This window comes from Fluctibacter corallii (genome assembly GCF_025751585.1).
In the GTDB taxonomy this organism is placed as follows: domain Bacteria; phylum Pseudomonadota; class Gammaproteobacteria; order Enterobacterales; family Alteromonadaceae; genus Fluctibacter_A; species Fluctibacter_A corallii.
The window spans coordinates 1-21,769 of record NZ_JAOWKX010000002.1 but is presented as its reverse complement, the minus strand read 5'-3'; the positions used below and the strand labels follow the sequence as shown (position 1 = coordinate 21,769).

At 44.9% G+C, this 21,769-nt stretch carries 22 protein-coding genes; 6 read left to right on the top strand and 16 right to left on the bottom strand.

Annotation, left to right across the window (positions count from 1 at the left end; all coding sequences use genetic code 11):
• Window positions 1–19: 19 nt before the first annotated feature.
• The 8 genes from OE749_RS03590 to OE749_RS03555 form a co-directional block, all read right to left on the bottom strand.
• Window positions 20–487: a DUF3106 domain-containing protein gene (locus tag OE749_RS03590; protein ID WP_263710998.1), complete on the bottom strand. Its 468-nt coding sequence runs from the start codon at window positions 485–487 to the stop codon at window positions 20–22.
• Window positions 484–759, bottom strand: a complete 276-nt coding sequence (locus tag OE749_RS03585) for a hypothetical protein (RefSeq protein WP_263710997.1) — start codon at window positions 757–759, stop codon at window positions 484–486. Before OE749_RS03585 ends, OE749_RS03590 begins: the two co-directional genes overlap by 4 nt.
• A 1-nt stretch (window position 760) precedes the next feature.
• On the bottom strand, window positions 761–1,144 hold the full coding sequence (locus OE749_RS03580; RefSeq protein WP_263710996.1) for a DUF3619 family protein: 384 nt from the start codon (window positions 1,142–1,144) through the stop codon (window positions 761–763).
• Window positions 1,128–1,703, bottom strand: coding sequence for an RNA polymerase sigma factor (locus OE749_RS03575; protein WP_263710995.1), 576 nt, complete (start codon window positions 1,701–1,703; stop codon window positions 1,128–1,130). The genes OE749_RS03580 and OE749_RS03575 overlap by 17 nt, the downstream gene beginning before the upstream one ends.
• 146 nt (window positions 1,704–1,849) lie before the next feature.
• Window positions 1,850–2,914, bottom strand: coding sequence for a hypothetical protein (locus tag OE749_RS03570; protein WP_263710994.1), 1,065 nt, complete (start codon window positions 2,912–2,914; stop codon window positions 1,850–1,852).
• A gap of 72 nt (window positions 2,915–2,986) precedes the next feature.
• The gene (locus tag OE749_RS03565; RefSeq protein WP_263710993.1) at window positions 2,987–3,961 is read right to left on the bottom strand and encodes an NADPH:quinone oxidoreductase family protein; all 975 of its coding nucleotides are present in this window, start codon (window positions 3,959–3,961) and stop codon (window positions 2,987–2,989) included.
• A gap of 14 nt (window positions 3,962–3,975) precedes the next feature.
• A complete protein-coding gene (locus OE749_RS03560) occupies window positions 3,976–5,037 on the bottom strand; it encodes a phosphotransferase family protein (RefSeq protein ID WP_263710992.1) in 1,062 nt (353 codons plus the stop codon).
• On the bottom strand, window positions 5,030–6,244 hold the full coding sequence (locus tag OE749_RS03555; protein ID WP_263710991.1) for an acyl-CoA dehydrogenase family protein: 1,215 nt from the start codon (window positions 6,242–6,244) through the stop codon (window positions 5,030–5,032). The genes OE749_RS03560 and OE749_RS03555 overlap by 8 nt, the downstream gene beginning before the upstream one ends.
• Window positions 6,245–6,653: 409 nt before the next feature.
• Between OE749_RS03555 and OE749_RS03550 the strand changes: the two genes are divergently transcribed.
• The 5 genes from OE749_RS03550 (at window position 6,654) to OE749_RS03530 (ending at window position 12,003) form a co-directional block, all read left to right on the top strand.
• On the top strand, window positions 6,654–9,308 hold the full coding sequence (locus OE749_RS03550) for a TonB-dependent receptor (protein ID WP_263710990.1): 2,655 nt from the start codon (window positions 6,654–6,656) through the stop codon (window positions 9,306–9,308).
• Window positions 9,309–9,687: 379 nt separating this feature from the next.
• Window positions 9,688–10,032, top strand: a complete 345-nt coding sequence (locus OE749_RS03545) for an ArsC family reductase (protein ID WP_263710989.1) — start codon at window positions 9,688–9,690, stop codon at window positions 10,030–10,032.
• On the top strand, window positions 10,029–11,159 hold the full coding sequence (dapE, locus tag OE749_RS03540; RefSeq protein WP_263710988.1) for a succinyl-diaminopimelate desuccinylase: 1,131 nt from the start codon (window positions 10,029–10,031) through the stop codon (window positions 11,157–11,159). The genes OE749_RS03545 and dapE overlap by 4 nt, the downstream gene beginning before the upstream one ends.
• Window positions 11,159–11,842, top strand: a complete 684-nt coding sequence (locus OE749_RS03535; protein ID WP_263710987.1) for a M15 family metallopeptidase — start codon at window positions 11,159–11,161, stop codon at window positions 11,840–11,842. The genes dapE and OE749_RS03535 overlap by 1 nt, the downstream gene beginning before the upstream one ends.
• Window positions 11,842–12,003, top strand: coding sequence for a DUF2897 family protein (locus OE749_RS03530; protein ID WP_263710986.1), 162 nt, complete (start codon window positions 11,842–11,844; stop codon window positions 12,001–12,003). Before OE749_RS03535 ends, OE749_RS03530 begins: the two co-directional genes overlap by 1 nt.
• 113 nt (window positions 12,004–12,116) lie before the next feature.
• Here OE749_RS03530 and OE749_RS03525 read toward each other — a convergent pair whose 3' ends face one another.
• The 8 genes from OE749_RS03525 to OE749_RS03490 form a co-directional block, all read right to left on the bottom strand.
• Entirely contained in the window at window positions 12,117–12,440 is a 324-nt protein-coding gene (locus OE749_RS03525) for a heavy metal-binding domain-containing protein (RefSeq protein ID WP_263710985.1), read from the bottom strand.
• A gap of 9 nt (window positions 12,441–12,449) precedes the next feature.
• Complete coding sequence (locus tag OE749_RS03520; protein WP_263710984.1) at window positions 12,450–12,857, bottom strand: HIT domain-containing protein; 408 nt, start codon at window positions 12,855–12,857, stop codon at window positions 12,450–12,452.
• 6 nt (window positions 12,858–12,863) lie between these two features.
• The gene (astE, locus tag OE749_RS03515) at window positions 12,864–13,892 is read right to left on the bottom strand and encodes a succinylglutamate desuccinylase (RefSeq protein WP_263711493.1); all 1,029 of its coding nucleotides are present in this window, start codon (window positions 13,890–13,892) and stop codon (window positions 12,864–12,866) included.
• Window positions 13,893–13,963: 71 nt separating this feature from the next.
• Complete coding sequence (locus OE749_RS03510; RefSeq protein WP_263710983.1) at window positions 13,964–15,277, bottom strand: putative bifunctional diguanylate cyclase/phosphodiesterase; 1,314 nt, start codon at window positions 15,275–15,277, stop codon at window positions 13,964–13,966.
• Between the two features lie 179 nt (window positions 15,278–15,456).
• Window positions 15,457–17,940, bottom strand: coding sequence for a glycogen/starch/alpha-glucan phosphorylase (locus OE749_RS03505; RefSeq protein ID WP_263710982.1), 2,484 nt, complete (start codon window positions 17,938–17,940; stop codon window positions 15,457–15,459).
• Window positions 17,941–18,130: 190 nt separating this feature from the next.
• Window positions 18,131–19,786 (bottom strand): phosphoglucomutase (alpha-D-glucose-1,6-bisphosphate-dependent), encoded by a 1,656-nt coding sequence (pgm, locus tag OE749_RS03500; protein WP_263710981.1) that lies wholly within the window; start codon window positions 19,784–19,786, stop codon window positions 18,131–18,133.
• 42 nt (window positions 19,787–19,828) lie between these two features.
• Complete coding sequence (gene seqA, locus OE749_RS03495; protein WP_263710980.1) at window positions 19,829–20,446, bottom strand: replication initiation negative regulator SeqA; 618 nt, start codon at window positions 20,444–20,446, stop codon at window positions 19,829–19,831.
• Between the two features lie 555 nt (window positions 20,447–21,001).
• Window positions 21,002–21,148 (bottom strand): hypothetical protein, encoded by a 147-nt coding sequence (locus tag OE749_RS03490; RefSeq protein WP_263710979.1) that lies wholly within the window; start codon window positions 21,146–21,148, stop codon window positions 21,002–21,004.
• A 410-nt stretch (window positions 21,149–21,558) separates the two neighbouring features.
• Between OE749_RS03490 and OE749_RS03485 the strand changes: the two genes are divergently transcribed.
• Window positions 21,559–21,769: site-specific integrase (locus tag OE749_RS03485; protein WP_263710978.1), on the top strand; the 211-nt coding region annotated here is incomplete at its 3' end.

Below are 21,769 nucleotides of genomic sequence, written 5' to 3'. Positions count from 1 at the left end.
CTTAACTTTCTTCGTAGTATCAATCGTGACGTCGTGGAGGCGGCGAAGGGCGAGACTTATGCCCGCCCTGTTTACGAAGATTTTGTTGTTTAGACTTTCGAAATTGTTCTTTCAGTTGCTGCCGTTTTTCAGGTGGCATTTGTCTAAAGTGCTGGAACTTCGACCTTACCTGCGTTTGTTTTTCAGGTGGCAATTGCTTGAATCGCGCAAAACGTTCTTGCAGTTTCGCTCGTTTCTCGGGAGACATCGCCTGCCAACGTTGAAAGCGTTGCATCATCGATTTTCGTTGTTCAGGCTGCATCTCTAACCATCGACTCGCTCCTTTTGCGAGACGCTGCTGTCTTTGGCTATCAAACGACTGCCATTGCCCTTCAAACCCTTTCAAGACTTGCTTTTGTTGCACAGACAAAGATTCCCACTCTGTGGCATCAGCGGCAAATATACATAAACTTAGCAAAGAAACACTAAGCAAACGAAAAATACTCATTGTTCCTCCTTATTGCCATTGCTATTCATACATTTTTCACTGGATTGTTCACACTGGTGATAAATAGGTTCGTTTTCCACCTTCGCAGTTTCATCAAACTCGACAGCCGAAACCCATTTACCATCAATATTTTCAGCCTCTGCCAAAAATTCCAAAAAGTCTAAAGACACTGACTCATCCGGTTCAACTGTCACTGTTCGCTCATCGTTATATTCTTCAGCAAACACAGACTGAGACATCAATGACGGTGAAACCATTCCCATGAGTACCATGCTAACTGGTAACCTCAATATCTTGTTCAGCAAGCCACGCGGCAAATTCGTAATCCTCTAACATATCCAGGTCTTCTGCGGGAATATTTTCAGTAAACATCGTAGAAGGTATTGCTGGAATCTGATCTTCAGACTCATAGCTTACTAGGATTGCTACCATAACAGCAACTGCTACAGGCGTAGATACCTGCCAGCTCGGTAGCCAGTTAGTGAATGTCCAACTAGACTCTTTCTCAGTGCGGGCTTGCCTTAAGGCATTCATACGCGCCTGAGAGATATCTTTAGCCACTGATGACGATAGTGAATCAACTTCAGCATCAAGATGGCGATTTACGCGCTCAACAACAACAGATTCGATATCGTCAGATTTAAATTTTGACATCATGTTGCTCCTCTAATAACGCACGGAGTTTGGTAACCGCTCTAAAAAAATGTGTTTTAACACTCCCCTCGGAACACCCCATCGCCAAAGCCGTTTCAGCCACCGACATTCCTTCCCAGCTACGCAGTAAAAAACACTGCTGCTGTTTTGCAGGAAGTGTTTTCAGTACGTCCATCACGGCCTGCTGCTGTTGAGAGGTTTCCATTGATTGGTCAGGAAGCTCATCATAATGGGGAGCTGCATGTGAATAATCCTCTGTCGTATCTTCACCATCGCTATTAGTAAAAAAGCCAATAAAACTTTTCACTTTCTGCTGTCGGTGCCAATCGGTGATGCGATTTTGTAAAATTCGGTAAAACAAAGGCTTCCATTCATTCGGTTTTTTATCCGCATACTTTGTCACAAGTTTAACCATCGCATCTTGCAGCAAATCTAACGCCTCTGCGTGTTCACGCACAGAAAAAAGAGCAATACGATAAGCTTTCTTTTCTACATCTTGTAAAAAAGCCTCTATTGATATTGGTACTTTATCCGTGATGGAATCCGACTCGCTTCTACTCACAAACACTCACTGCTAAATATATTTTCGTTTGTTTCATAGACCTGTCAATGCTTCTTACTCTGCATAATCGTCCCTACGTCAAGGGGCTTATTTCTGTGGCTGTTATGTATGCTAACGAGGGAGTCAGTGTTTGGTTGACACATTAGTTAACTATTTTTATCTAAAATAGAAGAAGCCTGCTTTGCAAGGCGTTCTGTGGTGGTGCGAACGTCGTCTAGTGCTTGACGTTTGATTTTAACATGCAGCGATGGATATTCTTCTTCAACCAATGCAAGTACAGACATAGTCCCCCAATGATATCCTGATGATAGCGTCAAAAAGGCAAAATCTGAATAATCCGATACCGACGGTACCTCACTTGGCAACTGCTTGTTCAATTCTTGTGTATATCGCTTAACATTTTCATGCTCAGTGACATGCACAAACAACGTATTGTAAGCGGGCATATTTTGATAAGCGTGACTATAAACCAATGCATCAAACGCAGAATATTCTAGTGCTAAAAAACGTTTAAACGACTGATAACCATAATTTGCGTGATGTAGTAACCCATTCATCGATGCTTCTAGCAATGAGGAGGAAGGCGAATCATTAAGAAAGCGTGCAGTACTCCACTGAACACTATGCTCATAATCTACGCTACCAATATGCTCACCTGCCACAGGGGCGCCACACATTTCCTCTTGCACGCCGTCTGACATCGAGTTGGTATAAACCACTTGCCTTGCATACCCGTGGGCATAACTAGAACTAAACAGGCGAAACCCCAGTTGGGCGACATCTGCCAAAATCGCTTGTTCTAAATCAGAATCAAACTGGTTTGCTCTTTCAGATAGAGTTTGCATGGCTTCAGAAAAAAGCGGATACAGCGCTTGGTAGGCTTGCTGCAAAGGTATTGATTGTGCGTTATTGACACATGCATGCGCGTATAACACCTGATTCCATGACTTTCGATCCACCGCCCAAACCGCCGCCATCGCATCATAAAGATTTGCATGCACGAACTGCTCCGCATCGAGGTAAATCGCCCCTACAGACGGATCATTCCCATCAATCGATAGCCTTGTGTTGGATTGCGAAGCGACGTTAGGAGAATTTGCCCCGCCTTCGGGAGCAATAGACAACGCCACGGCCATGTTGGCGAAAAGCACGCAAATCGTTAATAATAGTACGTTTAGTGCTTTCCATGCACTTACCACATTTTTATACATTGCTTTTCGCCTTCCCTGGGTGGGAATATTTTTTAAACCAGTTGAACAGTCTAATAACTGTTCAACCTCGGTTCAAGGCTTTAGTACCATCTTTCCTTTAACTTCGCGTCCCATAACCTTTTTTAACGCGTTTATAGCGTCTGACAAAGGCAGCGCTTCGTCTACCACCACTTTCACTTTGCCTTCTATGTACCACTGCATCAACTGTTTCATGTTCTTGGCAAAGTCCTCAGGTTGGTGTTGAGTAAACGCCCCCCAAAACACGCCGACTACCGAATACCCTTTCACTAGTGCAAGATTAACTGGGAATTTGGGGATCTCGCCACCAGCGAACCCGATTACTAGCAGTCGGCCATTCCACGCCATACTTCTTGAGCAAGCGTGAAAAGTATCTCCTCCAACGCACTCATAAACAACATCAACCCCTTTCCCATCTGTCGCTTCTTTTATTGCCTCTTTTAAATCGACTTTACTGTAATTGATTAACACATCAGCACCGTTAGCCTTTGCTAATGCCAGCTTTTCATCGGTAGAGCATACTGCAATCACATTCGCGCCAAGGGCTTTGCCGATTTGTACTGCCGCTAACCCTGTGCCCCCAGCCGCGCCAGTGACCAAAAGGGTTTCTCCAGGCTGAATATTCCCTCTTTGTAACAACGCATGGTGAGCGGTAGCATGCGCAGTGACTAGGGCAGCGGCTTCTTCCGATGCAATCGCATCAGGAACTGGCAATACATGGGTTGCTGGAACGCTGACCTGCTCGGCGTAACCGCCTAACATGGTTAATGCAATAACCCGCATTCCTTCTTTAAGGTGCGTTACGCCCTCCCCTACTGATGAAATCACACCGCACACTTCACTTCCAGGTACGAAGGGAGTATCAGGTTTCATTTGATAGAGTCCTTCAACCAGCAAGCCGTCGGGATAGTTGACTCCGCAGGCTTCAACATGAATGATCACATGTCCGGGTTTAGATTCAGGAACAGCTATCTCTTCATAAGAAAGCTGTTCTACAGGAGCAAATTCATGGCAAACAATTGCTTTCATTCCATATTATCCTTTTATGCCTGATTAATTAGGTTAACTGCCATAGCGGCAAGCGGTGCTACCAGTGCGCCGACTTCCTTAGCTTTCGTATTTGATGCATTTCCAGCCTCTGCACGTTTAGCAACACCTTGTGCAATCGCTGCTAAACGAAAAAAACTAAAAGCAAGATAAAAATGCCAGTTATCAATATGAGATATTCCCCGATTTTCGCAATACCAACCTAGATATTCTGATTCAGATGGTATACCGAGTGCAGCTCGGTTAACGCCACCCAATCCCGGCGCATGCCCAACATTTGCGGGCAAGCGCAATTGCATGCATTGATACGCTAAATCGGCAAGTGGGTGTCCAAGTGTAGACAATTCCCAGTCTACAACCGCTAAAATTTGCGGAGAATCTGGCGCGAAAATAACATTATCCAAACGATAATCTCCGTGCACAATTGACAATGCTCCATCATCGGCTGGTAAGTTTACCTCAAGCCATGAAATAAGCGTTTCCATGTCGTTAATTCGCGTTAACTCCGATTGCCGATATTGCTTGGTCCATCGACTGACCTGACGTTCAAAATAATTGCCCGGTCGACCATAATCCTCAAGGCCCACTTGCTTAAAGTCTACGTCATGTAAAGCCGCCATGACGTTAACCATCTCTTGATACATACTGCGACGCGTTTCTGGGCGCTTCACATCTGGCAATGCGCTATCCCAGAGAATGCGGCCCGGAATAAACTCCATGATATAAAACATGCTGCCAATCACGCTCGGGTCTTCGCACAAATGATACGTTTTTGGCACAGGCACATTCGTTTCAGCGAGGGCACTTAACACACGGAATTCACGATCTACCGCATGGGCAGACTTGAGCAGCTTACCGAAAGGTTGACGCCTGAGAACAAAGCGCTTGTCTTTAGCATTCAGCAAATAGGTAGGATTTGACTGTCCGCCACTAAACTTTTCAAGCGCCATAGAGTCTCGCTGAGTGTGCGTTAAATCTAAGTGGGCAAATAAATAATCGGCAAGCACATTCACGTTTATCTCAGATGAAGAAGATGGCGGATAACTCGTGTTAGTCATTGGCTTCTGCTACCAAATTACGCGCCAGTTGCATCATGTGCACTTGGTCAGGCCCGTCTGCCAACCTGACAGTGCGTGCATACGCGTAGGCCGCTGATAAACACGTGTCCTGACTGGTTCCCATTGCCCCATGAATTTGGATTGCCTCATCAACAACTTCACAGGCCATTTTCGGTGCAACGATTTTTATTGCGGCAATAATGTTTTTGGCCACCTTGTTACCGTATCTGTCCATTTGATCAGCGGCTTTTAACGTAAGTAAACGGGCTTGTTCAATTTTACAATACATCGAGGCTATCGACTCTCTTACAGACTGATGTTTTGACAGTGGTTGTCCGAAGGTTGTTCGTTTCTCTACGCGAGCGAGGGTTAAGTCTAGTGCTCTTTGGGCGCAGCCGATTAAACGCATGCAATGATGTATACGCCCTGGCCCCAAACGACCTTGTGCGATCGCAAACCCCTCGCCTTCTCCCACTAATATATTTTCTGCCGGTACACGCACATCATCAAATACCACCTCGGCGTGTCCGACAGGTTCATCAAAATATCCCATTGCAGACATCGGCCTTACCACCGTTACGCCTTGGGTTTCCATCGGTACAATGATTTGCGATTGCTGGCGATGTCTTTCAGCATCGGAATCGGTTTTTCCCATCACAATCAAAACGTTGCAGTCGCGGTTCATCGCCCCGCTGGTGTACCATTTTCGTCCGTTTATGACATATTGATTTCCCTCTCGGCGGATTTGAGTCTGAATATTTGTGGCGTCAGACGAAGCGACATCGGGCTCGGTCATGGCAAACGCAGAACGAATATCACCGTTTAATAATGGTAGCAACCAAGATGCCTTTTGTTCGTCTGATCCATATTTCGCCAGCACTTCCATGTTGCCCGTGTCTGGCGCGCTACAATTGAATATTTCGGCACACCAGTGAATCCTGCCCATCATTTCGCACAGCGGTGCATATTCAAGATTGGTTAAACCCGCACCATGGGGCAAGTATTCCTTTGGCAGAAATAAATTCCACAGCCCAGCATCTTTGGCTTTTTGTTTGAGGTCTTGCATCATATCAGGTGTTTGCCAGCGTTGTGTTTGTTGGGCCACCGTTTGAATGTAGTCTTTCTCAATGGGATAGACGTGGGTGTCCATAAATGCACTTAGTTTTTCCATCCATTGATTAGTGATATCGCTATACTCAAAATCCATAATGCCTCTCCCCGCCGATTTGTAACCATAATGTTAATAAACAAAGTGAAATAGTATGCATTCTTGCTTCATAAGTTTAATTAATATTATTGATGCTTAAATATTTAGATTAAAAATAGAAAATCATGTGTTAGCTAGAGCTTACATTCATGGATTAAAGCGAGTCATAGCCTGAGGAACAGTACAATTCTGACGTCAGGGTATTAAACTATTGTTTACTTTACAGATTACCCGCATATAGCGTAAAAAGAGCAGTAGAGTTTGCTTTTATAAGCTTGTGCTTTGCCATACATAGCTAGAGCCGACATTTGTCGGTGAAATATGAGAACAATTAGAAAACCAACGGATAGGATGAGCACACGCTACCAAAGGCGTAAAAATAACACTTGTATGTTGTTGAGAACACCCTATGAATACGCTTCCTTTTTCGCGGTTAAATACGCCTAGTTTGGCGCGCCCTATTAGTATTGCGGTTGCAATAGCACTAGGAGTAACGGCCTATCCTGCTCTGTCACAATCTTCAGGCGAGCCGCCCTCTTCTGTAGTTGATGGAAACACGCCCAATAAAAACGCTGGCTTAGAGACCATTACCGTAACAGCGCAAAAACGCGTGCAGAATTTGCAAGAAGTCCCTGTTGCCGTTACGGCTTTTACAGGTGACGAAATGGCGGAATCAGTAGTTAAAGACGTGTACGATTTACGTGTGAATGTACCTGCTTTAGGCGCATTTCAAAGCCAAAGTGCCACTAATTCGAGTTTTTCTATTCGAGGAATTGGTACATCATCACAAAACTTCGGGCTGGAGTCTTCGGTTGGTTTGTACGTGGATGGTGTTTATCGTCCCAGACAGAATTCACTGATTAATAACCTTGTCGATATCGCTGCGGTAGAAGTCCTTAGAGGTCCGCAGGGTACATTGTTCGGGAAAAATACCGCTTCAGGTGCTGTGCTCGTTCGCTCACAAGCACCCACTCATGACAACGATGGGTTTATTGAAGCCACTATTGGCAACTACGGACTTTTAAACATAGCGGCCGCCAAGTCATTCTCTGCGATTGAAGATGTGCTCGCGTTTCGGGTAACGGGATTTAATAGTGAACGCGATGGCATCGTTGATGATGTGTATTTAGGCGACAATGTCATGAACGATCGCAATCGTTGGGGCGCGCGCATTCAAGCGCTATATACGCCATCAGATGATATTTCCTTAAGAATTATTGCTGATAAAGGGAAAATCGACGAAATTTGTTGTGCAGCCTTAACCCAACTTAGCAACGCCAAAATCAACCCTGAAGGAATGCCCGGTACCGATTTGTTGCTTTCCGGTCCGTTATTTGGCGCCACCTTATTTGATGAGCGTTCACTAACAGCCAGAGTGACAGCAGTCTCCAGATTACCCATTTCAAAAATGGACGATGAAGGTATTTCAGCTGAACTGAACTGGCAACTGAACGAAGAGTTAACGCTCGTATCTGTCTCCGCTTACCGCGCATTTGATTCGATTGATATTATTGATACCGATTTCAGCGACGCAGACTTATTCTATACAACGAATGATGCAGAGCAATCTTCATTTTCCCAAGAGCTGAGAGTAGACTACACATCAGAAAATATGAACGCCATTGTGGGGTTATATTACTTTGAGCAAGATATCGATCTTCGCTACATCATAGATACCCAATCACAGTTTGGTACATTCTTCGATGTGGCGATACTGCCGCAATTGCTCGCATCACCGCTAGCGCCAGTGTTAAATGGTCTCAATCAACTCAGCGAGCTTTCTGGCGGTACCATCGCGCCACTGGCGCAAGGAGCCAGTGCCGACTTTCGCTTTCCTCACCTAGCCCAACAGGAACACCAAAGTTATGCCCTTTTTGGTCAAATAGATTATCGCGTGTCGCCTTCGCTCACCGTGACGGCAGGCTTGCGTTATACCGATGAAGAAAAAGATTTAAAAACTACGTTCGAGGAGCTCGATCCAAACGGTAATCAAATTGATTACGCTAACTTCAGCGAAGCAGGGACGGCGTTAGGCAATATTGGCGCTGCCTTGAATTCAGGCCAGTCGCCATCAGCAGCAGATTTGGCAGCCATCGCGCCGCTGCAACGCACAGGTTGGGGGTTTCCTTTCATTGGTTCAACTACGTCTCCAAGGCCGGATATTCTTCCTCCTACGTTGGAAGATGACCAAATTACGGGAACGTTGAAGCTTAGCTACCAACCAAGCAACGACAGCTTGTACTACGCATCTTACAGCACAGGATACAAATCTGGTGGCACCAACACAGACAGGCTCGCCTTCATATCATCGTTGCCCGCTGACGATCCAAGACAACTCAATCCTGTCTTTGACGCTGAAAAATCCCACGCCTTTGAACTCGGGTTAAAACGCGATATCAACGATTATGATTTCCGAATTAACGCAGCACTACATTACACAACCATTGAGGATTTTCAGGCAAACACCTACACGGGGAATGGTTTTAATTTGCAAAATGCTGGCGATATTGAAACCTATGGTACGGAAATAGAAATCACATGGCTACCTGCCGATAACTGGCAAATCAACTTTGCTTACGCATACACCAAAGCTGAGTTTGATAGCTTTGAGCGTGGAAATTGTTGGGTAGCCTATACCTGGCATACTGGTATTCAGGATCCTGGTCAGGAGAATCCGTCAGATCCGAATCCGTATTGTGACCGCTCAGGAGACAGAATAGGCAGTGAGCCTGAACATTACGCCATGATCAATGTAAAACGCGACATTGTACTCGGAGATGGAATATATTCGTATTTGCAAGTTGATTATAGTTACACAGGCGATATGTATTTAGATAGCAGCAACGACCCTTACAAATTTCAGGAAGACTACACACTCATGAACGTCAGATTCTTCATTAATTTTGAAGAGTACGACACCGATCTCATTATTTGGGGCAGAAATGTGCTAGATGAAGATTACATTAATGGATCAGATTTTGACGTTCCGATTCAAGAAGGCAAGCTGATGGCTTACGCCTCTGAACCCGTCACTTTTGGTCTCACTGTTAAAAAGCGATTTTAAATTCACAAATATATTGCTATACGTTAAAAGAGTGGCTATTCTAGCCACTCTTTTTTTCACACTGCACTCCACATAACCCATTCTTTTCTCACGCTAAAAAACGTGCTAACGGCAAATGAAAATTAATTTCATTTAATTCGGATAATTTATTTACCTTAGGTATGAAATAAGGTACTCTCCAAACTGATCTCCCAACCTCGTGCGTTGCACGTTAGACATGGAAGTCATTTTGAGGAGGACACCGGTTTTCATATTTTTTGGGCTTATGGATTCGGTGTTCCTCCTATATTCATTTTAATTTCTTTGTCTACGTCACTTTTTTTTGACCTGCCTAATTGATATATTTCTGGCCATTGCGTATCAAATAAAAGACTTATTTATGACAACCCTTTACGGCATTAAAAACTGCGACACCATCAAAAAAGCAAAAAAGTGGCTTGAAGAAAAAGGTGTCCAATACACCTTTCACGATTACCGTGTTGACGGACTTTCCCGTGATTTTCTTGAAACGGCCGAAGCACAACTCGGTTGGGAACAGCTGTTAAATAAGCGCGGAACCACTTTTCGCCAGCTTAGCGACGAGCAAAAAAATAGCTTAAATAAAGACAATGCGATCGACTTAATGCTATCGCATCCTGCGATGATCAAGCGTCCTCTTTTGATTACAAATAACGCGTACTTCTTGGGCTTTAAAGCCGATCAGTACGAAGAGATTTTTGCATGATCGACGACGTCATCGAACTCGCCAAAGCCTTAATTAACCGTCGGTCAGTGACACCCGAAGACGCAGGCTGTCAAACCCTCATGGCTGATATTCTCGCTCCGCTGGGTTTCAACATTGAAACACTGGTATTTGAAGACACTACCAACATGTGGGCGCGGAAGGGCAATCAAGGCCCCGTGTTTTGTTTTGCAGGTCATACAGACGTAGTGCCCACCGGCCCAGAGGAGCAGTGGCAGTTTCCGCCTTTTGAAGCAACAGAACATGATGGGATGCTGTACGGCAGAGGCGCAGCAGACATGAAAGGCAGTTTGGCCGCCATGTTAGTTGCCACCCATCACTTCGTCACAAAACACCCTGACCATAAAGGTTCGATTGCGTTTTTAATTACCAGCGACGAAGAAGGTCCGTTTATCAATGGCACAACACGCGTCATTGATACATTGGAAGCTCGCGATGAGAAAATTACGTGGTGTGTGGTGGGCGAACCATCAAGTACCGCCACCGTTGGTGATATCGTTAAAAATGGACGCCGCGGTTCGCTCACGGGCGATGTCACTTTTAAAGGGATACAAGGCCATGTTGCGTACCCTCATTTGGCTGAAAACCCCGTGCACCTAACTGCTCCCGCCATTTCAGAGCTTGCCACAGAAGTATGGGATGAGGGCAATGCCTATTTCCCTCCCACCAGCTTTCAAATTTCAAACGTACATGCGGGTACTGGCGCAGGCAATGTTATTCCAGGTGAAATGGCTATGTGCTTCAATTTTCGCTACTCAACAGAAGTTACTAACCAAGCACTCATCGACAGAGTAACGCACATTTTTGACAAACATAAACTGAAATACGACATAAAGTGGACCTTCAATGGCCTTCCCTTTCTGACTGATGAAGGGCAATTGGTAGAAGCAACAAAGCGTGCAATCTCATCCGTCACTGGCAATGAGCCGGTGCTGTCTACCGCAGGCGGAACATCAGATGGCCGGTTCATCGCCCCAACGGGTGCTGAAGTTATTGAACTTGGGCCAGTAAATGCCACCATTCACAAAATTGACGAATGCGTCAATATGGGAGACTTGAACAAGCTCGCCCTAATGTACGAGCGCATTCTTGAGAACCTACTTACCTAATGGCTGTGTCAACGCATTCCTTGTTTTGGATGGGCGTATCGACGAGCCATCTTACTGCGCTAGATGAACGTCACCACGTGCATACAGATGTGGTGGAGGCATTTCGCGCTATGCAAAACAGTGCGCGCACACAAGGCATTGACCTTCAATTGGCCAGCAGTTTTCGAAGCTTCGACCGTCAGCTAATGATATGGAACAAAAAGTGGCGCGGTGAGCTTCCTTTATACGATATCAACGGCAATGAGCTCAATCCTGACGACCTCAGCGATCACGACAAGCTTCACGCAATTCTGACGTGGAGCGCCCTACCAGGCGGTAGCCGACATCATTGGGGCACAGATGTGGATGTCTACGATGCCGCAGGGTGTAAGGCAGCAAATGTGCAGCTTCAACTTGTACCCGAAGAATATGAAGCTGGCGGTCCATGCTACCCACTTAATCAATGGCTAAACATCCATATGCGGGAGTATGGCTTTTATCGCCCCTACCACAAATACAATGGAGGTGTCGCCCCCGAGCCATGGCATCTCAGCCATGCACCTACAGCGAAAGTGATTGAAAAAGCACTAGACCTTGATGTACTTGCGCAGCAATTGTCTTCGTGCGATATACTCGGTAAATCAGTAATATTACAAGAACTACCTACGCTATTTGAGCGCTACACATTAAACGGGAAGAGATGATGAGTACATGGGCGATTGTCGGCATAATAGTATTAGTATTGGGCATTATAGTAAGCAATATCATGCTCATTAAACGCAGTGCCAACACCAAATTCGGCTCAAAAATAACAGAAGCAAATAAGAAACCGACAGAAACGGAAAAGTTAGATAAGCCAGAATAATCGACAAGTAAGGCTAACAAACGCCGCTTTCAGTATTCTGTGATGTTTCACTGCTGAAAGCGGTCAATGTAATCTAACGCGCCCGAGAGGCGCTGTTTGACTGGACGTACTAATTATTCAGAGAACCGTACTGCGGTGCCGCAGATACTCACCATAAGCATTGATCCATTCTGCCCTATGACTTCGTAGTCTATATCTACGCCAATCACGGCATTCGCGCCGAGCTGTCGCGCCTCTTCCGTCAGCTCTGTAAACGCGATTTTGCGTGCTTTAGTTAGCTCATCTTCATAAGAGCCAGAGCGACCACCAACAATGTCACGAATAGACGCAAAAATGTCTTTAAACACGTTAGCACCCATTACGGCCTCGCCGACTACCACGCCGAAGTATTGCTCGATCTTTTTTCCTTCAATTGTATTTGTTGTTGTCACTAACATAGGTATTCCTTATTGTTTAAGCAGTGCTTGTTTTAGTGCAGCCAGTCGCGCGTTTCTCTCATCGAGTTCATAAGCCTTAGCGGGCGCAAACCCCCAAACGGGATTAGGCCACGCAATATCATTCTTTCTTCTGACAATATGATGCACATGTAACTGTGGCACAAGATTCCCTAGCGCAGCTATGTTTAACTTGTCTGCGTCAAATAGCTGCTGCAACACCTTTGATACATGTGCAGATTCTGCCCAAAGCTGTTGTTGATCTGAGTCAGATAACTCAATGATTTCAGATACATTTTCTCGCTTGGGCACCAATATTATCCAAGGATAATTGGCGTCATTAGACAGTAAAACCTTACACAGAGGTAGTTCACACACCTCTGTGGTGTCTTGTACTAACTGCGGATGAAGTGTAAACATAGTGGTTTACTCATCAAGGGTTGTCGGAATGACGGTTAATAAGGCGCGTTGACCGATAGCTACTTTCGCATTCGGGAACACAATCGCCTCGCCATCTGCTTGCGCCTCATATCGCGCGCCAGTTTCGCTCGCCAGCAGCGTTCCTTTTTTATAATCGGTAAAATTAGGGGTATCGTCACCAAAATGAAGCGCAAAATCTTCCTGAGTGCGGTTGATGGTTTGATGAATTCGATAAATATCGAAGTCCTCTTCCACGAATTCAGGCAGCGTAATGGCGTGCTGGCTAATCAATTGAGTTAACATCTCTTTCGCGTCGGCAAATCGGCGCATATCGTTTTCACCAAATGGCCTAACCTTACCAAGTTCAACGGTAAATGAGTGCGCACCAAAATCATGAGATGAAAAATAGCTAAACGTCGTGGTAGGTGCATCAGACAGTAAAATCGTTTTTACGCCACAGGCGCCCATAAAAGCAATTTGCTCTTTACTGTGTGGCAAGCCATGAAGGTAAGGGTAAACCGCAAACTTCTCATTTTTAGACGCACGAATTGCCGTATGTAAATCATAATGAATGCGTTCACGCTCTGGCGAATTAGACGACACCGGAAGCGCCGTGTAAAACGCCGCTACAGCGTCTTCTAACTGTTTCGCTCTGCGTCTTTCTTGATTCACCAGCCCTTCGCCTTCAGAATGCGCACCACTAAAAAGGCGGTTCATATTCTCTTCAACAAACCGTTTACCTATGTCCATCGCTGGCAAATTACCAAATAAAAACAAGGTACGGTGTGCCAGTGTAAGTTCGCCCGTTAGCACGTTTTTTACTAATTCGTCGCAAATTTCGATGGGTGCAGTTTCGTTGCCATGCACGCCACAAGACAAAACAATGTCTTTGTTTCCAGCCTGAGCGGGTGAAAACCCAATTATGCCTTCGGCTAAAATGTCGACAACGGTGCCGTTACTAAGAGAAAAAGACATTGGGGAAGCGAAGCGTTCAGGGGATTGACGCGAAATAGCAAGGAATTGCCCTTGTTGCATGAGTTCTGATTGTGTCTGAGACACGTCTTTACTCCTTAAGGCAAGGTTAGGTGCCTCAATTAATGGGTTAATTAAACAGTACGACGCTGATAGGCAAGAGAAGAGCCAACACAAATATCTGACTGACTAAATGCAACAAACTCTTTTTCAGGCAAGGCTTTAGCAAACAAATAGCCTTGTCCCTGAATCACATCGGTGTTTCGAAGCATTTGCATTTGTTTCACCGTTTCGATGCCTTCTGCTACTACCCGACAAGACAACGACTCGCCAATGAGCATCGCCGCTTTAATAATGGCAAGATTGACAGGGTTTTGCTCTAGCCCCATCACGAATGTCTTATCGATTTTGATGGTATCTATTGCCAGATCACGCATGTAAGCAAGATTCGAGTATCCTTTGCCGAAATCATCTATGGCAACTTTCATTCCTAGAGCACGTACTTCAAACAACTGACGTTTTACCATCAACGAGTTTGAAAGCGCAACATCCTCAGTAAGTTCCAATTCGAACTTATCAAGTGGCATCGCATATTCATCGCTTAGGCGTTTAAGGGTAGGCACAAAATTTAGATCATATAGCTGCGTAGGTGAAATGTTCACCGAGAGCTCCATGTCCATGCCTTGTTGCCTAAAACGGCAGGCACTGATAAAGGCCTGTTCGAGCGTCCAATACCCGAGTTCGTTCATCATGTTATATGACTGAGCGGCCTCGATGAGTGGACCTGGAAACAACACGCCGTCAAGGGGATGATTCCATCTAAGCAAACATTCTGCACCGTAGGTTTCTAGGGTACTTAAATCGACTTTAGGTTGGAAATAGATTTCTAGTTCATCTCGCGCAAAAGCACGTTTTAAATCGGCCTTCAGCGCAAGAGCTTTGCCAGAGTGGGTTGATTCGTTAAATGTAAGAATTTGCAGGTTTTCGTATTTATTCGATTTTGCCTGTTTTAGCGCCGCTTCAGCGCGGGTAAATAGCTTAATCGTATCATGGTTGCGAACTTCGTTGGCTACCGCGCCAACATTGAAATCGGCAATAAATGAGTGATTATCGACGGTGATGGGAGACTTAAAATGATCAACCAGCTGATTATAATACTGCCGAAGTTGCCGGTCGGCATGCCGCCCACTTAACACGAGACCGAAGATATCGCCGCTAATTCTGCCTAGTAGAATATCGGGGCCAAAAATCCGCCGTATTCGATTCGCGATTTCAAGCAGGATAATATCTCCCACGCGGTATCCCAGGCTGCTGCCCACGTCTGAAAACCTGACGACATCAATCAGCATCAGCGATAAACTGTCAGACTGGCGCACCATTTCGTCTATGCGATCTAAAAACGCATATCGATTTGGAATGGTGACGAGAGATTGGTGGATATCACCCATTTACAACGATAATCCTCACTACGTTGGCAAATACATATGCCGAAGGTGCTACTACACATCCTTAGCAGAAAGAATTCTATCCTTAAAACATGTGTAAATAAAAGCCCAAATCGAAATTTGGGCTCACATTTTTATAAAATCAGACCAGTTGACGGCTTTTTAGTCGCCTTGTTGACATGCTAATCAACACGACACGCATCTAAAGACCAAATCTTTTTGACATAATCTTTAATTGAACGGTCGGAGGTAAATTTACCCATTCGAGCAGTATTTAACACCGCCATTTTCGCCCAGTTCTGGCTGTCTTTGTACGCTTGATTAACCCGTTCATGGGCATCTGAATAGGATGCAAAATCTGCTAGCACCAAATAAGGGTCGCCTCCATCAAGTAAACTTTGTTTGATGGTCGCTAACTCGCCCGGTTTACCTGGCGTAAAGTAATCGGTTTCAAGCCAGTCCAGAACCGCCTTCAATTCCTGATTCTGATAATAGTAGTCGTAAGGGTTATAGCCTTTCGCTTTTACTGCCTGAACCTCTTCGACTGTTAAGCCAAATATGAAAATATTGTCATCACCCACTTCCTCAGCAATCTCGATATTGGCTCCATCAAGCGTACCAATGGTTAGCGCACCATTTAACGACAATTTCATATTGCCTGTACCCGATGCTTCTTTCCCTGCAGTAGAGATTTGCTCTGACACATCAGCAGCGGGAATCATTTTTTCGGCGAGCGATACACGGTAATTCGGTAAGAACACAACTTGCAGTTTCTTGTTCACACGTGGATCGTGATTAATTCGCTCTCCCACCTTATTGATGGCATAAATAATGTCTTTCGCTAATTTGTAGCCCGGTGCGGCTTTCGCCCCAAACAAGAACACGCGAGGCTCCATGTCATAGTCAGGGTTTTCAAGTAAGCGTCGGTACAGCGCCATTATATGCAGTAAATTCAGGTGCTGACGCTTGTATTCGTGCAATCGCTTAATCTGAATATCGAAGATGGCGTCAGGATTGATATCAATCCCTGTTAATGTTTTCACTTCTTTTGCTAACGCCACTTTATTATCGCGCTTGATTTTCATAAACGCTTTTTGAAATTTTGTATCGTCCGCAAAGGCTTCCAGCTCTCTGAGTTTGTCGAGATCTCTTGGCCAGTCTTGTCCAATTTTGCTATCAATAAGGCTAGATAATGCAGGGTTACAGGCTTTTAGCCAACGGCGCGGGGTAATCCCATTGGTCACATTGGTAAACTTGCCAGGATACATTTGGTCAAACTCTGGAAATAGATTTTGCTTCACCAATTTAGAATGGATTTCAGCTACCCCGTTAACCGCAAATGAGCCAATCACAGACAAGTGCCCCATTCTGACCATTTTATCGTTACCTTCTTCGATGATAGACAATTTACGCTTCATGTCGTTATCACCCGGCCAAACAGCCTCTACTTCGCTCATAAAACGGTGATTAATCTCATAGATAATTTCTAAATGACGAGGAAGGATCTTTTCAAACATACGCGCAGGCCACTTTTCTAGCGCTTCTGGCAACAAGGTATGATTTGTATAAGCAAAAGACTCGCGACAAATAGTCCATGCGGTATCCCAATCCAGCTCTGCGCGATCCACCAATATTCGCATCAACTCAGGAATCGCTACCGCTGGGTGGGTGTCATTCAGCTGAATTACCACTTGCTGGCTAAAGCGGCTCCAATCATCGCCATGAGCACGTTTGTAACGTCGAATGATGTCTTTCAACGAACAGGCGCTGAAAAAGTATTGCTGAATTAGTCGCAGTTCTTTACCCGCTTCGGTCTCATCATTGGGATAGAGCACTTTTGAAATGGTTTCAGCTTGAACATTTTCTGTTTGCGCATCGACGTAACCCCCTGCGTTAAATACGTCCCAGTTAAAATAGCCTGATGCCTGGCTTTGCCATAAACGCAACACATTGACAGTATTACCGCCGTAGCCTACAACCGGAATGTCCCAAGGGATCCCTTTTACAATCAACCCCGGATGCCATTCTTTACGGATCCCGCCATTTTCACCGTATTTGGTTTCAACGTAACCATAAAGCGGAACTTCCTGAATAGATTCAGGACGGCAAATTTCCCATGGGTTTCCGTAATCACGCCAACTGTCTGGTCGTTCTATTTGTGCGCCGTTTTTGATTTCTTGTCTGAACAAGCCATGTTCATAGTGAATACCGTAACCTACGGCTGGCAGCTCCAGCGTCGCCAACGAATCAATAAAGCACGCGGCAAGACGCCCCAACCCGCCATTCCCCAACGCCATGTCGGGCTCTTCTTCCATAACATCGGTCAGATTCACACCCAATTCATTTAATGCCTGTTGTGTAACGTCAAACAACCCCAAATTATGCAGGTTGTTCGACATTAAACGCCCCATTAGAAATTCAGCAGAAAAATAATGTACGGCACGCGTATCATTCATATAGTGGGATTTTTGCGTTTTGCGCAGTCTGCCCAGTACTTGCTCGTTCACAGCCGCACACGCAGCCTTCCACCAAGCATGGCTATTTGCTTTGTTTTCGTCCGTTCCGAGGGTGCAGTGAAGATGACGAACTATCGCGTCTTTAATGTCGTTCTTATCAAGTGTGATACTGTTTGCAATATCAACGGGTTGGGATGTTTTCGCCTTCATGGGTTTTCCTGCCTAACATTCGATTCGATGTTTACAAATTGTAAATTAATTACAGTTTAACGTGTTTTTATTATTTTTAGCAGGAAAAAAACAAAGTTTCTGTTAATTTGTCGTTAACAGAAATAAAAAAGCCAGACTCAAGTCCGGCTTTATGTAATATTTTTACACTTTTGAAACAAATTAAAAACAACTAAGAAACATTTGCAGATTTAAAGGCGTGATCGACAATGTCTTGCGCTTCGCCCACTAAGTTTTGTAAATGACTTTCACCTTTGAAGCTTTCTGCATAAATTTTATACACATCTTCTGTGCCCGATGGGCGTGCAGCGAACCAACCATTCTCTGAGCTGACTTTAACGCCCCCTATCGATGCCCCGTTGCCTGGAGCATGTGTTTGTATAGTCTGAATCTGCTCTCCGGCAAGTGTAGACGAGGTAATCGCCTCAGCAGACAGTCGGCTCAGTGTGGCTTTTTGTTCAAAGCTGGCAGCTACATCAATACGCGTGTAACTCGGCGTGCCAAACGCCTCGGTAAGGGCTTGATAATTCTGATAGGGATCTTTACCGGTTACCGCGAGCATCTCCGCAGCCAATAAACACATGATGATACCGTCTTTGTCTGTAGCCCATGCTTTGCCATTGCGGCGCAAGAAAATACCGCCAGCACTTTCTTCACCAGAAAACCCAATCTCACCACGATGCATACCTTGCACGAACCATTTAAACCCGACCGGCATTTCTGCCAGCTCTCGATTTAACGACGAAGCAACGCGGTTGATTAAACTGGATGAGACCAGCGTTTTTCCGACTTTAAGGCTTGAGCTCCACTGTGGCCTGTGGGTATACAAATATTGAATCGCTGCAGCTAAATAATGATTTGGATTCATTAACCCGCCCGAGGGGCATACAATACCGTGTCGGTCAAAATCAGGATCATTGCCAAAGGCAACGTCATAATCTTGCTTTAAATCAATCAATCCAGCCATCGCATACGGCGACGAGCAGTCCATACGAATTTTTCCGTCTTTATCGCAACGCATAAACGCAAAACGGTGATCAACGTGTCGATTAACCACGTCAATATTCAATCCGTACATATCCGCAATCTGGTCCCAATAACCTAAACCAGAGCCACCCAAGGGATCGGTGCCCAACGTTAGCCCCGCACTTGCAATGGCGTGCATATCAACCACATCATTTAGCTGTGATATATAGTCTTGAGCAAAATCGACGTGCTGCACAACACTGCTTCGCATCGCCATTGAGAAATCCATGCGTTTCACCGCTTTCATGCCATTACCAATGATGTCATTGGCACGCGCTTGAATAACCGATGTCACATCACTATCGGCAGGCCCTCCATGCGGCGGGTTGTACTTAAAACCGCCATCTTCTGGCGGGTTATGAGACGGGGTTATCACAATGCCATCAGCAAAACCGCTCGTTCTTGACTGATTGAACTGTAAAATAGCATGGGAAATCACAGGTGTCGGTGTGTACCCTTGGTCTTTTTGAACAAGTATGTTCACACCATTCGCGGCCAGCACTTCTATTGCTGTAATAAACGCGGCTTCAGATAACGCATGGGTGTCCATGCCTATCATAATGGGCCCAGAAATATCGTGGGTATTTCGGTACTCAACTAACGCCTGACAGATGGCGGCAATGTGGGTATCCGTGAAGCTCGACAAAAAAGACGAACCACGGTGCCCAGAGGTGCCAAAAGAGACAGCTTGCGACGGCTCGCCGATTTCTGGCTTGTTCGAATAGTACGCCGCAACAAGTCGCGCCACATTAACCCATTGAGAAGGCTCGGCAGGCTTGCCCGCCATCGGATGAATTGCCATTGTGATTATGCTCCCTGTTCTGTCCGATACGCTGGAGTCAGTTTATTGTGTGAATATGTCTACCAGTTGACGTTGATCATCTTCGTCGTAACCCAGTGCTTCAGCAGCCTGTGACAACATCGACGACTTTTTCGCAGTATTATTATTCGTTACAACCCAAAACTGCGAACCCGGAATTTGCTTTGGATTCGTGCTGCTACCACTTTCCAGCAGTTTTTCTTTGCTGTTGGCAAAGTACAAGCGATTGCGACCTTTCACATTCAGCACTTTATCAAACTGGCTGGCATTGCACGCGTACAACCCTGCAAGAATAGCCAAAAACACATCGACTCGACTAGACAGCTCAGAAAGCTTTCGGGTTTTAAGGTAAGCGACAACGTCGCCGCCTTTCGTTGAGGCAATCACCTCTCCTTCAGCCAAGGTATGTGCTTGACTCGATGCTTGCTCATTAGCGTGTTCAAATGTTTCCGTGACGTTGTCTGTCACGTTAGAAGGAAAACTGTCGTTCGCTCGTTCCATCTGCGAAGGTGCAGCGTCGGCTGTGTGTTGTTCGTTCCCTAAAAGCAAACGGCGTAGAATGTCAGATGCGCTCTCACCAATATGCTTCGTTTGTGACGCAATGTAAGCGTATAACTCGTCATCAATTGTTATCGTTTTCATAGTTTTCGCTAGCTTAACTGTTTGACTTCGTCGCACATTATAATGAGAAATTGACAAAATTAATCAGAAAAAAAGCCATCTTATTTAAAAACTGTTCTCTTCGCTCAATCCTTGAGCAGTTTTACAGATGTTGATTCACAGCCGCTTCACCATTCACTGATTTGCTGCTGCCATTAACAGCAGGTGGGATCTCGTATACATTGAAATAAAATCTTATATTGTGAAATGTCAGTCTCATTACGATGAAATAAAAATGATTTGTCGCCAGAGATCTTGTGATTTTGGAGGTGAGGAATGAAAAACGTATTTTTGGGTGTTGTATCTTGTAAGGCGGCAATAGGCAAGGAGCGGGCAGTCGCAATATTAGAAATCAACAACCGCAAGCTGTGTTGAGGCGATCTAATGGAGATGATAGGAATAGAGTTGTGAATTCTGCAAAGCTGACATTAACGCTTTACTCAGCAGCGACGAGCATGGAGCGATTTTGTGTTAATGTTTGAGCGAAGCGAGCAACACAAAATTGCGAAATGCTCGGTGTCTGAATGTAGTAACTTGTTAGGTGACGTTTTCACTAATGGGTGCTGTTCCAAGTTTGAGTACCATTTCTTTTTTATCAGTTAATACTACTAGAGTTTTATGAACATCATTCCAAGCAATATCTATAACACCGTCAATCAGCTCATCATCGTAATCCGTATCCATTGTATCCTCAGAGTATGAAAGAACCGATTTACAAACAAGTCTCAACAGGGGCTTAAAGTCATCCACGTTATTAACAAATTCAATCGTAAAAGTTCGGTTATCGATGTCATAGAGCATTTTCGATATGTAAGGCGAACAATTTGGAATCCAATAGTCTAGGTTGTTCAAATGATGCCCTTAGTCACATAACAATTTAATAATGCGCAAATTGCGCGTTTTTCTACCGAGCATGTGCTCGTTTTCATCCATATTGCCACGATTACCAATTTAATTAAAGCCAAGCAAGATAGAGGATTCAGGCTGGTTGGCCTGGTAATGCATCGGACAAAAACGCGCGATCGGGTCGTTTTCTTGAATATAGGGGAAAGGCAACTATAACTGTATATATATACATACTCAATATTAGAATAATGAAAACCAAATCCCCATTTTTAAATCACATAACCGAATACATGTTGCTAAGACAGTATTCTCTTAGGACTGTTTCTACCTATTTGAAATGGATTTCATCATTTATTCACTTTCATGGAAAGCGTCACCCATCATCAATGGGTGATAATGAAGTTGAGCAATATCTTGAACATTTGGCCTTGAATGCTGATGTGTCCCCGCGAACACAAG